The organism is Rhodococcus sp. ZPP (assembly GCF_017656075.1).
GTDB lineage: Bacteria > Actinomycetota > Actinomycetes > Mycobacteriales > Mycobacteriaceae > Rhodococcus_F > Rhodococcus_F oxybenzonivorans.
This window is the reverse complement of sequence record NZ_CP058639.1, coordinates 624,843-640,070: the sequence shown is the minus strand read 5'-3', so window position 1 is coordinate 640,070 and position 15,228 is coordinate 624,843. Positions and strand designations below refer to the sequence as shown.

Sequence of the window (15,228 nt, the reverse complement as noted above, 5' to 3'; positions counted from 1 at the left end):
AACGTGCGGTCGCTTCCCCGGCTCCTGCGCCGGGAGGATCCTCTTCTAGCCAGGATGTGTTCATTCTTTGAACAACTCCCCTGTCCAGGGCGCCGCGGATCATTTCCCGGCCCGTACCATATGAGGTGTGCCTCAGATCACAATCGCGTCGACTGTGGTGAGGCGACAGCTGACAAAATGTGGGAGGTGAAATGTCGAGTTCGGGTTCGATGAACGCATGGGAGACGTTCCACTCCGGTGGCGGCGATGCAATGGCGCGTCCGGAGATTCGTCAATCGTGGATCCGCTCACGCGAATCCGGAGTAGATCCCGAACACCTCGACCTCCTGCCCCGGGAATATAACGACGACGCCAGCCTGGTCACGGTCGGCAGCCAAGTAATCAGCAGCTGCGCAGACCTGCTCGTCGGGGACACCGCATCGGTAGCGCTCTTCGACGACACCGGCACCCTCGTGTGGCGCTGGGAAACCCAGCCCGAACTACGCCGCGAACTCGAACGAGTGTCCGTCGTACAGGGACATCAGTTCGTCGAAGACGGCGTCGGAACGTGTGGCGTCGGTTTGTCGATGGCCGTCCACCAACCCACAGTCGTGGTCGGCACCGAGCATTACAAACATGCCTGGCACCGATTCACCTGTGCCACCGCACCCGTCGTCGACCCGATCACCCGCAGACGACTCGGCGCGCTCAACGTGTGCTGCCTCGCAGAAGACACCAACCGCTATGTCATCGCGGCGGTCATGGCGTTCACCGAACGCATACGCACGGCGCTTCGCGACGTCGCAACACCCCGGCAACGCCGCCTCATGGACGCTCACCTGCGGTTCCGCGGAGAAGGACTCGCGGTCGTGACACTCGACAGTGAAATCATGATCACCGACGACGGGTTCACCGACCATCTTCCCGATCGCGCCACTCTCTGGGCTGCCCTAACCGAATCGGGTCCCGCGACGACCGAGCTTGCACTTCCCAACGGCAGGGTCGCATACAGCCGGCCGGTGACACCCGGCCGCTTCGAAGACGGATGCGTACTCGTCTTCAGCAGCACGGCCCCGCCCACGCCTGACGACGACCCGCTCGGACGCGCGGAAGCCGACGTAATCCGCCGCGCTCTCATCGACTGCCGCGGAAACAAGAGTGCCGCTGCCCAGCAACTTGGCATCTCCCGAGGCACCCTCTACCAGCGCATCCGTCGCTACAAGCTCGACTAACATCGCGCCCAGCGGTCATTCAAACCCAGGAACGACACCCTTGCGCGTGCAGTCGAGTGCTGACGCACTGCTGTCGGCTTCTGGAGCTGACGCAGGCTGAGCGCCATTCTGCGGTCACAGGTCCGTTTTAGCCTAGGCAATACCGGAAACGTGCAGATGGCGCGGAGGATGTGCGGTTGATCAGTCGGGCTGTGTGCGGCGACGCGCCTGGCGGCGGACGTGGCGTGCCATGAGATGCGCTCTGTTTTTCTCGCTGCGAAAGATCTCCTGGTTCACTGCCTGTTCAATCATTCCCGGGGCCTCGAGCACACGCTGCGCCGCCAGACGCATCAACTCCGCACGATCGGACCCAACCCGTGCTGCCAACCCGTCGAGGCTGTCCCGCAGCGGGGCGTCGAAGTGCACATTGACCCTGGCGGGAAAGATTTCGGGCCGAAGATCGCGCAACGGTGCGATGCTCTCCAGGTCCCGCATGAGGTCACCAGGCTTGTCGAGCAGGCGCCGGAGGGCAACCCTAAGTAGCGCGGTGCTGAGCTTGTCCCCGTGCCGACCGGGGAGCCGCCAGATCTGTTGCCTGCTGGACGGGTTGACCATCACCTCGACCTTGTCGGACAGTCCGGTCCGCTCCGCCTCGCGGAGCAGGGGATGTTTGTAGCGGCCGGGGGTTTCCAGGAATCGATGCAGAGCAATCCGCATGAGTGCGCTGACCGTGGTGTCGTACTCGACGGCCAACGCCGTGAACTTCTGCGCGGTATCCGGTTCCAGCTTGATCGTGAGCATGACCAGCGGGATCGCCCGCCGGACTGCCGAGAGTCGCCGCGCCTCCTCGAGACGATTGCCGACGGCTTTGGGCTGGGTGACCAGTCGTCGGCAGGCGACGCGGATCAGCGCCCCGAACCGGCGCGGTCCGATGCCCTCGGCCATCTCGTCGAGTCGGTGTTTGGTCTCCGGGTCGAAGCGCAGCGCGATGGGATCACCCACCGGGATCCGCCCTGGCCTCGACTCAGTCATTTATCGCTCTTCTCGTCCGCCGATGCGCATAGTTGTGCCCCGGCATCGGTGACGCCGGGGCACAGGGGTGTTCCGGGAACATGAATGGGGGGACGCACCAGAACGAATCCGAGTCTACGGATCGCCACCGACAAGGGAGCCGCGCGGCCGCAACTGGCCAGTCGGCAAATACCTCGTGGATCCGCTGCCGAACACGGACTTCCAGTGAAGTGCGGACATCATGCTCAACTGAGCCGGTCGGCACCATCGGCATCCGACTGGAGGAAGACAAGGTCTACGAGCTGAACTACCAGCGACCTTAAGCAAAGGCGAGGCGAGGCGAGGCGAGGCGAGGCGAGGCGACTACAAGCTAGCCAAAAGGCCGGGCTGACGATAATCGATTCGTCTCCGACACCCGCCCCGAACACCACCTTCACGAACTCACGCGCGTCGAGAACCAATGTCGAAAACTGTGTCGATAAACCCTGCGTCTGGGTATTGTCGACACATGCTGATTGGTTACGCCCGCTCCAGTGCAGACCAGAACCCCGACCATCAAATCGATGCTTTGGTCCGCGCCGGGGTGGCCGCCGAGAACATTCACGTCGACCATGCGGGCGGGGCGAAGGCGTCACGTCCCGAGCTGGATCTGGTACTGGCGCGGCTACGCGAGGGCGATGTCCTGGTGATCACCCGGCTCGACCGGCTCGGACGGTCGGTGCTGCACCTGGTCACCCTCGGCGCCGAATTCCGTGAGCGCGGCATCGGCCTGAAGGTGCTCGAGCAGGGCATCGACACTGCCACCGCCGAGGGCCGCGCCATGTGCGGCATGCTGTCGGTCCTGGCCGAGCTCCAGCGCGAGCTGATCGTGGCGAACACCCGAGAGGGGTTGGCCGCCGCCCGCGCCCGCGGCCGTAAGGGCGGCCGTCCGTCGAAGCTCAGTCCGGATCAGATCGAACTCGCTCAACGCCTTTACGACGCGGGCGAGCACACCGTCGCCCAGATCGCGGGCATGCTGAAGGTGCCGCGCACCACGGTGTATGGGCATTTGAACAAACGGCAGATGGACAGCGCACCGGCCGCGCAGGAGAGCGCGGTGGTCGCCGATCCTGCTGGCCGTCCGTCTCGGACGTGCCCATCCTGCGGATATGAGCCGACCACTCGCGCCGAGGCAACGCACCAACGTGCCGACCTGGCGGTGACCTGGCTCCACGCCGACCCCCACCACCGAGGGAGAGTTATCAGCCTGCACCACTGCCGGCATTGCGAACCCGGGCAACCGGCATTCGACATTGCCTGCAGTGTCTGCGGCGACGGACCCATCCTCGCCGGCGCGCTCGCCGAGCAGGCGAAGAAAGGCAACCTGACCGAGCCTGTTCGACGATGGCTCACGGCAGCGGAATGGGCAGTCACCCCGGATCTCTTATGTCCGGGCCACGCATATGCCGCTGACTGATCCTGGGTGGCCACGCTGGCCTACCTGGTGCCGCCAAGCCGAACTGGCCGCCACTGGGACCATACCGTTGAGATGTTGCGATAGCTGTGCCGCCGCGGGGCTGCGGTAAGGCAGCTATGGCGGCTTCCGCGACGAGCAACAGGTCACCGACATGCTGCGCAACATGCTCGACGAACGCTCAGATCGTGGACGGCCGAGGAACTGAACGGCCTGCTCCCCCAACGATTTTCATTAGCCGATAACGGTTATTACGTCATCTAGGCGCGGAATCGCGCTCCTTATCGAGGATTTCAAGTTGTCCGTTGACGGGAGAGTTGGCATTTTTGACAAGTTTTGCGACACATTACGGTTTGGCGCTCGACTGTCAGGCATTGTGGCATACGGTCCGCTGCCGATGCGATCGGCCGCGAATGCGCTAGCCCGGCGATCATCGGCGTCTACGAGATCCGGGCGCCGCACGGAAACCGGCATCCACCACTCGACCGCATTGATCTATCCGGAGCAGGTAAGAATCGCGCGGATGATCACCCGACGATGGTTTCTGCACGCTGTCACCGATCCCGACGTCGACGGCGTTCACCGACGCGTCCTCGTCACCAATGAGGTCGCGAAGATGGTCCCGGCCACGGCAGGGCGAAACCTGGCGAGCCGTCGCCAGGCGGTCCCACCGCAGTCGAATCCGATACCGCAGCGTCAGGGCCGATCGATCGACGCGGGTCGGGTCTAAGAGACACATCAAGCCGTCGGGGGATTGCAACCGAACGCCCCCGGATACTCAAACGTGTGGATGCCAGCGCATCTGAAGCGCACCACGTCTGCGGTGGTCGTCATCGGTCGCGGGTACCTATCTATGGCCTGTGGACTTGCGACACGTAGGTCGGGCGCGATGGTCACGGCTCCGCCCGGTTAGCGCTGAACCTCCACTACGAGCTCCGATACGACGACAAGACTATTAGGACAACTTCGCAGGTGAGAGCGGTGATTTGGACTCATCTCCTCACCGCTACCGCCGCCGACGACAATCGCCAAATGTGTCTTGACTCACGTTCCCTATGAACCTACACTCTGGATTATTGAATCGGTTGCTCGATTCAATACCGATCCACGATGGCTTCTCGACTCGACGATCGTCGTCGATAAGAGAAGTGAACTGCGCCCCATTTGCGTCGGCCGACGCGAGTCTCAGCACTGTCGAGGCTCGCGTGGGCCAGTGCTAGCGCCGGCTCGGCCGTGGACTCATTGCGTCACGTGCCCGCCGATGCCTCGATCGCCGTCCGTCAGCACCTACGAAAGGGTCGCCATGGCTGCCGAACCACACATCAAACGACCGCCACTACACAGGTTCCAGTTGATGATTGTCGTGCTGTGCGCGCTCCTCAACGCGCTGGACGGTTACGACATCTTCATCATGGGATTCGCGATCCCATACTTCCCGGACGACTTCGCCTCCAGCTCCATGCAGGGCTACCTGATCAGTGCCGCGTTGGCAGGAATGGGCATCGGATCCGTCGCGTTTGCGCCGCTGGCCGACCGGTACGGTCGTCGCCTCGTCCTGGTGGCGGGACTCACCCTCAACGCCGTGGGCCTGACCATCTCTGCTCTGGCGCCGAACTACTGGGTTCTCCTCGGCTCACGCGTCATTACCGGGATCGCGGTCGGAACGATCGCGACCGTCGTCGTGGTCCTCGCACCCGAAGTGGTCCCCCGGGCCTGGCGAAGCTTCGCGGTCGGCACCGTTATGTGCGGATATCCGCTAGGCAGCACCATCGCCGGCTTCGCCGGTGCAGCGCTCCTCGCTGCGGTCGGAGGGTCCTGGCAGGGCATGTTCTGGGTGGGGCTAGTCCTGTGCGTCTTCGCACTGATCGCCACGGTCGCGTTCATGCCGGAATCGACCGCTTTCCTCATCAGTAAGGGCGATCCAGAATCGTTGCAGAAGGCGGCCGTCACACAAAGTCGCCTCGGATTGGAAGACAACGCGCCTGTACGTCAAGCCGACGAAGACGAGGTCCGCAAGAGTCCCGCGACCGTCCGGTTGCTCGGACGCGAACTCCGCACGCTGACATTGCTGCTCTGGACCACATACACCGCGTTGTCCGCGTCCTTCTACTTCATCAGTTCATGGACACCCAAGCTGATTACGGATGCAACATCCGACAAGGCCGAAGGCGCACTTGCCGGTCTCATGATCTCGTTCGGCACGTTGGCCGGAGCCGCGTTGTACGCGACCGTCGGACATAAAGTCTCACCACCTCGGTACGTCGTCGCCGGGTCAGTCGCCGCAGTGGTGGCGTTGATCGGATTCGCGTCCACCCTCAATGGGGGGTTCGCGCTCATGATGGCTGCAGTCATGGGGATCACCGTGTATGGAGCGATGGCGGCAACGGTGACGAGCACTCTGGTCTATCCGGTGCTTGCGCGAACACGCGGCATGGGCACGATGATCGGCGTGGCACGAGTCGGTGCGATCCTCGCGCCGATCCTCGCCGGCTATGCTTTGTCGTTCGTATCAATCCGTAGCCTGTACTTCTCGGTCGTCGTGCTTCTGGTCTTCGCCCTTCTCGCTGCCGCTTCTCTGCTCAGCCTTTCCCGGAAGACCAAACAGTCCAGCGAAGTACAAAGTCTGCAGACCAGTCGATGAACTGCTCCACAAAGTGATTCGACTACCCCGTGCGGGATGAAGGTACGTATTGCACACGATGTGTGGTGCGGGGGCCCCGCCAATGCCACCATCCGGACTGATCGGCCGAGCCACAGTATGAGCCGAGCCGCCCGGCCCTCGCATTCCAGCGAGGACCGGGCGACATCGGTTATCGACGCTGTGAAACGGCGCCGGATAGGTGTCGACCTATCCTTGGCGGCCAGGCAAACACCTCAGCGAAGCAGGGTTTGCCTGCACGACAATTACTTCGGACGCCTTTGTGGCGTCGAGTCGGCCATCCGCAGGCGGAGCGGGAACCTCGGCGGCTGACCACGAGCACTGGGAGCGGACATGCAATTCACCACGATCCGACATGAAATCGAGGACGGAATCCTCACTGTCATCCTCAATCGGCCGGAGAAACTCAATGCCTTCACCGTCGAAATGGCCGACGAGCTCGAACGCACCTTCGTGGCCGTCAACGACGACGACTCCGTGCGGGCAGTGATCGTCACCGGTGAGGGGCGCGCATTCTGCGCCGGCATGGACCTGTCGAGCGAAGGCAACGTGTTCGGGCTCGACGGGTCGAAGACGCCGTCACTGGACGACATGACCGACCTCGACGACCCCGAGCTGGCTCGCGTCCGTGACACAGGAGGCCGGGTGACACTCGCGATCTACGCATGCCGCAAGCCAGTGATCGCCGCGATCAACGGCGCAGCCGTCGGAATAGGCGCGACGATGACGCTGGCCATGGACGCGCGCCTCATGTCGACCCAGGCTCGATTCGGTCTGGTGTTCGGGAGGCTGGGTATCGTCCCGGAGGCGTGTTCGACGTGGTTCCTTCCCCGGATCGTCGGTCTGCCCACCGCGTTGGACCTGGTGTATCGCGCCGACATCCTCGATCCGAACGCCACATGTGAGACCGGTCTCGCACAGGCCGTGTACGAACCGGACGCACTCCTTACCGAGGCGCGGGCGCTGGCGAATTCATGGACGAGGGACCGATCCCCGGTGTCCGTCGCACTCATGCGTCAGATGCTCTACCGGAACTCTGCTGCGCCGCACCCCGTCGAGGCGCACCGGGTCGATTCGCTCGCCATGTTCTACACGAGCATTGGCGATGGCAACGACGGCGTACACGCCTTCCTCGAGAAGCGCGACCCACTCTTCCAGGGGCGGGCGTCGGAGATGCCCCCGTTCTACCAAGAGTGGATTCGAGGCGAGTAGCGGCGATGCACAAACCGCACCAACAACCTCCATGGCGTAAGGCGGGATCCTCCAGACCCGGTGACTGCAGATTACAGATGATGTGATACAGGTTGCACACGGAGCGATTGTTGTATCGCCGAGGGTCGAGAGGAAAATGTGCGGAGCAAATTCGGACCGAGTATGACGGCCACCCTGGGTGGCCCCGCCCCGATTGCACAAATACTTCTGGACTCGAAGTTCGTTACCGCCACCGGCCAGGCTTCACTGACTGTCGTGACGCCGGAACAGCAGGGCGCCACATCAGGTCTCTTACCTTCTTCATATTGCGCGCCCCACAGCAACTTGACCAGAACGATCACCACGCATGAATTGTTCGATATCGCGGAGCGCTGCGCCGAAGATACCGACGACCATACTCCCAGGAGAATGTGATGGCGGCGGATAAGCAACTTGTTCCATCCGTCCGCGGGTTTTCGTGCGAAGTGACGAGTTTCGTCGGACGCCGAAATGAAGTAGCCGCGGTCAAGACGCGTCTGTCGGGCTCTCGGTTACTGACGCTCACCGGATTCGGTGGGGTAGGAAAAACCCGGCTAGCTTGCCGCGTCGCCTCGGAAGTACGCCGAAGTTACACCGACGGCATCTGGTTTGTGGACCTCGCCTCGATCTCCAATCCTGAACTTGTCACCCCCACAATCGCCGAAGCACTCGACATTCGGGAAGGGCCGAGTCCAGGCCATATTCACACTCTCTCCGAATTCCTCAGTGGAAGACATGCGCTCATCGTTTTGGACAACTGCGAGCACTTGATCGAGGCCTGCGGAACGGTCGCCGCCGAGATTGTTCGACGGTCACCCGGCGTGCAGATTTTGGCAACCAGTCGGGAGCCTCTCGGTGTGCTGGGTGAAACCGTGTTCGAGGTCCCGCCCATGTCGATTCTGGACGACGCGCAGTTGGCCGAGGGACGAGAAGGTAAGAGCTTCCATAGCGAGGCGGTCGATCTTTTCGAGCAACGCGCTGCATCCGTCATCCCGGGATACACCATCGATGACGAGAGCCGCGTGGCGGTTGCCCGTCTCTGCCAGCGGCTGGACGGCATCCCTCTGGCTATCGAACTCGCCGCCGTCCGGATCAGGTCCCTTCCCCTCGATCGCGTCCTGTCACGGGAGGGTCCACTTTTCGATCTTCTGACTCAAGGGAACCGTGGCGGCCCGGTCCGGCATCAAACGCTGCGGAGCGCCATCGATTGGAGCTTCAATCTGTGCTCGCCGGACGAACAGACCCTGTGGGCGCGGCTGTCGGTATTTGCGGGTGGTTTCGATTTCGATGCAGTCGAAAGCGTGTGCACTGATCCGGAAATTGTTCCGGACGCCTTCGAAGTCATCTCCAGCCTTGCCGAAAAATCGATCATTGTCACCGCTCACTCCGGACCTACAGTTCGATATAAATTACTGGAAAGCATCAAGGATTACGCGGCCGAGAAACTTGCCGAGCAGGGCGACGGGGAAACCTGGCATCGGAATCACCGGGATTATTTCCTGCGTTTGTCGGAACTCAGCGAGAGCCGGTCACTGGGATCAGGACAGCTGGAGTGGAATCGTCGACTCCAGCCCGAGCGGGCGAATTTGCGGTCAGCGCTGGAGTACAGCCTGTCCACCCCCGGCGAGGCCCGCACCGGTCTCCGGATGGCGAGTTCGCTGTGGTTCTTCTGGAATGCGAGTGGCCTGCTGCAGGACGGACGGTACTGGCTGACCCGCGCCCTGGAGACCGACCGGCAACCGAGCCAGGAGAGAGCGAAAGCGCTCTGGGTAATCGGTTGGTACGCAATGATTCAAGGCGACAACGCCACGGCCATGCGATATTTGCTCGAAAGCAGCGCCCTTGCGGAATCGATCGGTGATCGAACCGCTCAGGCGTTTGCGCTCCAGTTCCGGGGCACCGTGGAGCAGATCGACGGAAATCTCGACGGAGCACTGGAGCTTCTCAACGCCGCCATGAAACATCACGTCGAGTCAGGTGAAGTCAACTCCCTGACACTGCTGGGCGGCGCTCAGCTGGCTTTCGTGCACTGCCTGTCCGGAAACCTGGACCAAGCAATCGCTTCGGCGGAGGACACCATCGCCCAGGGCAAGTCGCTGGGGGAGCGTTTCGCGACGTCGTGGGCGTTGTGGGCGCGCGGACTTGCCCTGTGGACCCGGCGCGAGTTCCCGGACGCATCGGACTCGTTGAAAGAAGCGATCGAACTGAAGCAGTCATTGAGCGACTGGTTGGGCGTATCCGTATGCACTGAGATTCTCGCGTGGATCGCGATCGAGGAAGGAAACCCTGTTCGAAGCGCACGCCTGTTGGGGATCGGGCGGACGCTGTGCGGCGAAATGGGGAGCTCTCCGCTATTCGGAAGTGACGCGTTGGTCCGGACACGGACTCGTTACGAGAAGCGCACCCGTCAGTTACTTGGTGGTCCTGCGTTCGAGAGGGAATCCCGGGCCGGGGAAGGGCTCGAACACCACGAGTCGATCGAATTCGCCTTGCAGAAGCGCACATCGGAGCCGGCTACGCCCACCCCTCCTTCGGCGGAGGTGAAACTCACACCGCGCGAGAAGGACGTCGCGAAGCTGGTGGCGGAGGGACTGACGAACAAGGAGATCGCGGAGAGATTGGTGATCTCGCGCCGCACCGTAGAGGGTCACGTGGACCGCATCCTCGCCAAGACCGGCCATAGGTCCCGCTCGCAGCTGGCCGCCTGGATCGCCCGCGACGAGAGCGTCGAGTAGACCCGGGAATCAGTCGTTCGTGTTCCCGATTCGGTCGACCCTCCTGCCGTAACACCTGCTGGTGACGAGAGTCCCCGTGCTGCGGTGCCTTATTCCGGCGACCATAGCGCTGCATGCGCCTGCCTGCACAGATCGGTTTGGTCCTGCGGTGGGTCCACGGTTGCCAATCACTACTCCTGTGTGCGACCCCCCAGGTTCGGCCGGTTGGCGCGCGCAGGGGGTGACTCCGGGTTCCGCGGGCATACCTGCATAGGGAATACAGGTAGTGAAGCAGGTATATCTCGCCCATCACACCCGTCCCGCAATTGAGATCCTCATCACTGGATGTTGGCGGTGGCTCGGACTTACGTCAGCTGTCGAGCACGACGACTCGTCGGTAGCGAAGTTCGCACCGCTCGGTCCTCGACCGCCTCTTACCCCCTACGAAGAGAAGCGAGAATGTGGTGACGACAAGTATCCCCGCGATGCCGGACGTCCTATCGGATGATTTCGCCCGGGACCCGCACAAGTACTACAAGATCATGCGCGACCACTACCCCCTGCTCCACCACGAAGCCAGTGGCTACTACTTCGTCAGCCGGTACGACGACGTGGCGCGGGTGTACCGCGATTCGGACGCCTTCAGCAATGAGAACTACGCCTTCCAGATGGAGCCGGTCATCGGGCGGACCGTCATCCAGATGTCTGGCCGTGAGCACACCATCAACCGGCAGTTGATCACTCCGGCTCTGCGCGGCACCTATCTCGATGACCTGCTTCCGCAGGTCGATCAGCTCGCAACCGACATGATCGCGGCCCTGCCCGAGTCCGGGGCGGTCGATGTCATCGAGAATTTCACGAAGTGGTTCCCGATCAATGTCATCGTCAAGATGCTGGACCTGCCCAAGGAGGACCTGTCCAAGTTCCACGAGTGGTATTCCTCGCTGATGGCGTTCCTGGCCAACCTCACCCAGGACCCGGAGATTCACGCGTGGGGCATGCGGACCCAGCAGGAGTATCCGGCATACATCTTGCCGATCATCGCCGAGCGGCGCCGAAACCCCGGAAACGATCTGATCTCCCGGCTCTGCCAGGCCGAGTTGGAAGGTGAACAGCTCTCCGACGAGCAGATCAAGGCCTTGATCGGTCTTCTTCTCATCGCTGGCGGCGAGACGACCGACAAGGCGATCGCCAGCACGATCAAGCACTTGCTGCAGCACCCCGACCAGCTCGAAGCGGTGCGCGCGAACCCGGCACTGGCTACCAATGCGCTCGTGGAAAACCTGCGCTACCACCCTCCCGTCCAGATCATTCTCCGCACAGCAACTGCGGACGTCGAGGTCGCGGGCGGAATCATCCCGGCCAACAGCGTCGTCGCGTGCGTCAACGGCGCCGCCAACCGGGACGAGCGCAGGTACGAAGATCCGGACAAGTTCGACATCTTCCGCGAAGACATCGCCATGGATCGGGCCTTCGCCGGCGCAGCCGATCACATCGCATTCGCACTCGGCCGGCATTTCTGTGTGGGTTCCCTGCTCGCGAAGCGCGAAGCGGAAACGGCACTGACCCAGCTGTTCGAGAAATACCCCAACCTGCGCTTCGCGGACGGCTTCGAACCGGTGGACGTCGGCTTGTTCACTCGCGGACCGGAAAAGCTCCTCCTCGAGCTCGCTCCGGAGCGTTGAGCGAGTCGATGGATCACGCGAACAACACACGGAGGCGGACAGTCCGATGACAACCACGACGCAACCCAGCACCCACGACAACTCCACCACCGCGGTGACTCACTACCAGATGTTCATCGACGGCGAATGGGTCGACAGCGAGGACAAGTACAACCTGACCGACCCGGCCACCGAGGAGGTATTCGCCACCGCGGCCAAGGGCGGAACACAGCATGCCGACGCCGCGGTGCAGGCCGCGAAACGCACATTCGAGTCGGGGATCTGGCGAAACATCTCTCCCGGTGGGCGGGCCGAGATCCTCGACCGCGTTGCCGACGCATTGGAGGCCCGAGCCGAGGAGCTGACCATCCTCGGCAGCCGCGAGGGCGGCGCCCCCCTCAACCTGTCCAACGCCTTCAGTGTGGGCATGCCGGTGAGCAACACCCGGTACTTCGCCGACGTCCTCCGCAAGCAGGATTTCGAGCGACCGGGGCCGCTGGTCGGACCGGTTCTTTCCGGTGGGCTGATCCGGCGCGAGCCGATCGGAGTCTGCGTGGCGATCGTGCCGTGGAACTTTCCTACGGCTCTGGCCGTGTGGAAGGTGATGCCGGCCCTGGCCGCGGGTAACTCGGTGGTGCTCAAGACGGACGAGAAGACACCCATCGGAGCACTCGAGCTTGCGAAAGAGCTGAAGAATGCTGGTGTTCCCGACGGGGTATTCAACGTGGTCACCGGTGACGGTGAGGTAGTGGGAGCTCACCTCGCCGCCCACCCGGACGTCCGCAAGGTGTCGTTCACCGGATCCACCGCCATCGGCAAGGAGATCGTCCACGCCGGCGCCGGGAACCTCAAGAAGGTGACGCTCGAACTCGGCGGCAAGGGCGCCAACATCATCCTCGACGACGCCGACCTGAGAACGGCTGTCGACGGATCGATCTGGGCCTTCATGATGCACGCCGGTCAGGCCTGTGAATCGGGAACTCGACTGCTGGTCCCCTCGTCCCTTCACGACGAGTTCGTGAACCGGATGATCGCCCGACTGCGAACCCAGAAGATCGGCAACCCGCTCGAGCCCGATACCGACGTCGGACCACTCATCAATGCAGCACAGCGTGACAGGGTGCTCGGCTACATCGAATCGGCGAAGAACGAGGGTGCCACGGTCGCGTACGGCGGCGGCGTCCCTGCGGGCGAACGATACCGGCGAGGCTTCTGGGTCGAACCGACCATCCTCACCAATGTCACCAACGACATGACGGTGGCACGCGAGGAGGTGTTCGGCCCCGTCCTTGCGGTGATCCGCTACGACTCCATCGAGGAAGCAGTCAAGATCGCCAACGACACCGAGTACGGGTTGTCGGCCGGGGTGTGGAGCCAGGACCTCAACCAGGCGCTCGCCGTGGCCCGCCAGCTCGAGGCCGGCTCGGTGTGGATCAACGACTGGCACATGGGCAATCAGGAATATCCGTTCGGCGGATACAAGCAGAGCGGTGTCGGCCGGGAACTCAGCGCGCACGCCCTCGATGAGTACACCGAACAGAAATCGATCCAGATCTGCCTGGAGCCGAAGCTCGAAAATCGGGCATACGGCCTGGTCCTGTCGGTTCCGCCGTCCGACTGATCTGTAGTTCCTCGGCGCTGTGCGCCTGACGCTCTTCAACGAAACGGAGTAAGCATGAAAACCAAAGCCGCAGTGCTCTACGAAGCGGGCAAGCCCTTCGAGATCGAAGAACTCGAGGTCGTCGCCCCCGACGAGAACGAAGTCCTCGTCCGGTACGACTACTCAGGGCTCTGTCACTCCGACCTGCACATGGTCAAGGGACACCTGCCCTTCCGGGCACCTATGGTGTTCGGTCACGAAGCAGCCGGAGAAGTTCTCGAAGTCGGATCCAAGGTCACGAACGTCAAGCCCGGCGATCACTTCGTCGCATCATTCTTCCCGGTCTGCGGTCGGTGCAGGTGGTGCGCGACCGGCAACTCCCGGCTGTGCGACATGGGTGCCAACGGACTCGAAGGCTTCCTGCCCGGTGGCCGGTTCCCGTTCAAAGGCAAGAACGGTGACTACGGGTCCATGATGACCGTCGGCACGTTCAGCCAGTATGCGACCGTCCACGAAAATTCGGTGATCCCGATCCACGATTGGATTCCTCTGGACAAAGCCGCCCTGGTCGGCTGCGGCGTCCCCACCGGTTGGGGATCGGCGGTCAACTCGGCGAATGTGCGGGCGGGAGATACCGTCGTCGTCTACGGCATCGGCGGCATCGGCATCAACGCTGTTCAGGGAGCTGCGTATGCCGGCGCCCAGCACCTGATCGCGGTCGATCCGGTTCCGTTCAAGCGGGAGAACGCCAAACGTTTCGGGGCCACCCACACCGCGGAGTCCGCCGAGGAAGCTCTCGCCCTGGTACAGGAACTGACGTGGGGTGTCGGTGCCGACAGCACCATCATCACCATCGATCAGCTGACCGCCCAATCGGTCTCGGACGCCGCCGAGGCCACATCGAAGGGCGGCACCATCGTCATCACCTCGATGGGCCAGTACGAGGATGACACGATCCAACTGTCAGGGGTCCAGCTCGCTCTGTGGGGCAAACGTATTCAGGGCTCACTCTACGGTGGTTGCAACCCCGTCTACGACATCCCGAAGCTGCTGAGCTTGTACCAGAGCGGCCACGTAAAGCTCGATGAGCTCATCACTCAGACCTACTCACTCGAACAGGTCAACCAGGGCTACGAAGATCTCGAACACCACAAGAACATCCGCGGCGTCATCGTTCACGAACACTGAACCGACTCCCCGCTAGGGCCGGACGTGTCATCGACGGACCGACCTGCATAAGGCCGACGACGCCCAGGGCTCGAAGTCACCAATGTCGACCCTGGGCGCCGATCCCCCTCAGCCGGGCACCGATCCACGTGGAGAACCGCGCGACATCAAGGAGAAAGAAAATGGCCTACGTCATCTCGGGCCCCTGCACCGACATCATGGACAAGAGCTGCATGGAAGTGTGCCCGGTTCATTGCATCTACGAAGGTGCCCGCAAGCTGTACATCCATCCCGACGAATGCATCGACTGCGGGGCATGTGAACCGAACTGCCCGGTCGAGGCAATCACGTACGAAACCGAGGTACCCCCGGATCAGGAGCAGCACGTCGCCGACAATCGGGACTTCTTCTACTCCGTCCTGCCCGGACGTGATGCCGAACTCGGTCTGATCGGCGGTGCCCGAGATTACGGTCCGGTCGGTGTCGACACCCCGCTCGTGGCCAGCCAGCCGCCTTGCCCGTCGAACCAGCTGTGACTCG

11 protein-coding genes and 1 pseudogene are annotated in these 15,228 nt (G+C 62.6%); 11 read left to right on the top strand and 1 reads right to left on the bottom strand.

Annotated elements, in window-relative coordinates; all coding sequences use genetic code 11:
• Window positions 1-191 precede the first annotated feature (191 nt).
• The gene (locus HYG77_RS34205; protein WP_208964027.1) at window positions 192-1,211 is read left to right on the top strand and encodes a helix-turn-helix domain-containing protein; all 1,020 of its coding nucleotides are present in this window, start codon (window positions 192-194) and stop codon (window positions 1,209-1,211) included.
• A gap of 180 nt (window positions 1,212-1,391) precedes the next feature.
• Here HYG77_RS34205 and HYG77_RS34200 read toward each other — a convergent pair whose 3' ends face one another.
• A complete protein-coding gene (locus HYG77_RS34200) occupies window positions 1,392-2,192 on the bottom strand; it encodes a CopG family transcriptional regulator (RefSeq protein ID WP_244461489.1) in 801 nt (266 codons plus the stop codon).
• A 517-nt stretch (window positions 2,193-2,709) separates the two neighbouring features.
• On the opposite strand from HYG77_RS34200, the gene HYG77_RS34195 reads away from it, so the two are divergent.
• The 10 genes and pseudogenes from HYG77_RS34195 to fdxA all read left to right on the top strand — a co-directional run bounded on the left by HYG77_RS34195 (window position 2,710) and on the right by fdxA (window position 15,224).
• Entirely contained in the window at window positions 2,710-3,657 is a 948-nt protein-coding gene (locus HYG77_RS34195; protein WP_208964025.1) for a recombinase family protein, read from the top strand.
• Between the two features lie 520 nt (window positions 3,658-4,177).
• Entirely contained in the window at window positions 4,178-4,384 is a 207-nt protein-coding gene (locus HYG77_RS34190; protein ID WP_208964024.1) for a hypothetical protein, read from the top strand.
• Window positions 4,385-4,957: 573 nt separating this feature from the next.
• Entirely contained in the window at window positions 4,958-6,295 is a 1,338-nt protein-coding gene (locus HYG77_RS34185; RefSeq protein ID WP_208964023.1) for an MFS transporter, read from the top strand.
• Window positions 6,296-6,646: 351 nt separating this feature from the next.
• Window positions 6,647-7,525 (top strand): crotonase/enoyl-CoA hydratase family protein, encoded by an 879-nt coding sequence (locus HYG77_RS34180; protein WP_208964022.1) that lies wholly within the window; start codon window positions 6,647-6,649, stop codon window positions 7,523-7,525.
• Window positions 7,526-7,938: 413 nt separating this feature from the next.
• Window positions 7,939-8,379 (top strand): annotated as a pseudogene (locus HYG77_RS41045) (AAA family ATPase); the annotation flags it as partial.
• 54 nt (window positions 8,380-8,433) lie between these two features.
• The gene (locus HYG77_RS34175) at window positions 8,434-10,278 is read left to right on the top strand and encodes a LuxR C-terminal-related transcriptional regulator (RefSeq protein ID WP_244461488.1); all 1,845 of its coding nucleotides are present in this window, start codon (window positions 8,434-8,436) and stop codon (window positions 10,276-10,278) included.
• 464 nt (window positions 10,279-10,742) lie between these two features.
• Window positions 10,743-11,942, top strand: coding sequence for a cytochrome P450 (locus HYG77_RS34170; RefSeq protein ID WP_208964021.1), 1,200 nt, complete (start codon window positions 10,743-10,745; stop codon window positions 11,940-11,942).
• A 46-nt stretch (window positions 11,943-11,988) separates the two neighbouring features.
• Window positions 11,989-13,542 carry an aldehyde dehydrogenase family protein gene (locus HYG77_RS34165; RefSeq protein ID WP_244461487.1) on the top strand — a complete coding sequence of 518 codons (1,554 nt, stop codon included), beginning with the start codon at window positions 11,989-11,991 and terminating at the stop codon, window positions 13,540-13,542.
• A gap of 54 nt (window positions 13,543-13,596) precedes the next feature.
• On the top strand, window positions 13,597-14,709 hold the full coding sequence (locus HYG77_RS34160) for a Zn-dependent alcohol dehydrogenase (RefSeq protein WP_208964020.1): 1,113 nt from the start codon (window positions 13,597-13,599) through the stop codon (window positions 14,707-14,709).
• Window positions 14,710-14,870: 161 nt separating this feature from the next.
• Window positions 14,871-15,224 carry a ferredoxin gene (fdxA, locus tag HYG77_RS34155; RefSeq protein ID WP_208964019.1) on the top strand — a complete coding sequence of 118 codons (354 nt, stop codon included), beginning with the start codon at window positions 14,871-14,873 and terminating at the stop codon, window positions 15,222-15,224.
• The last annotated feature ends 4 nt before the right edge of the window (window positions 15,225-15,228 follow it).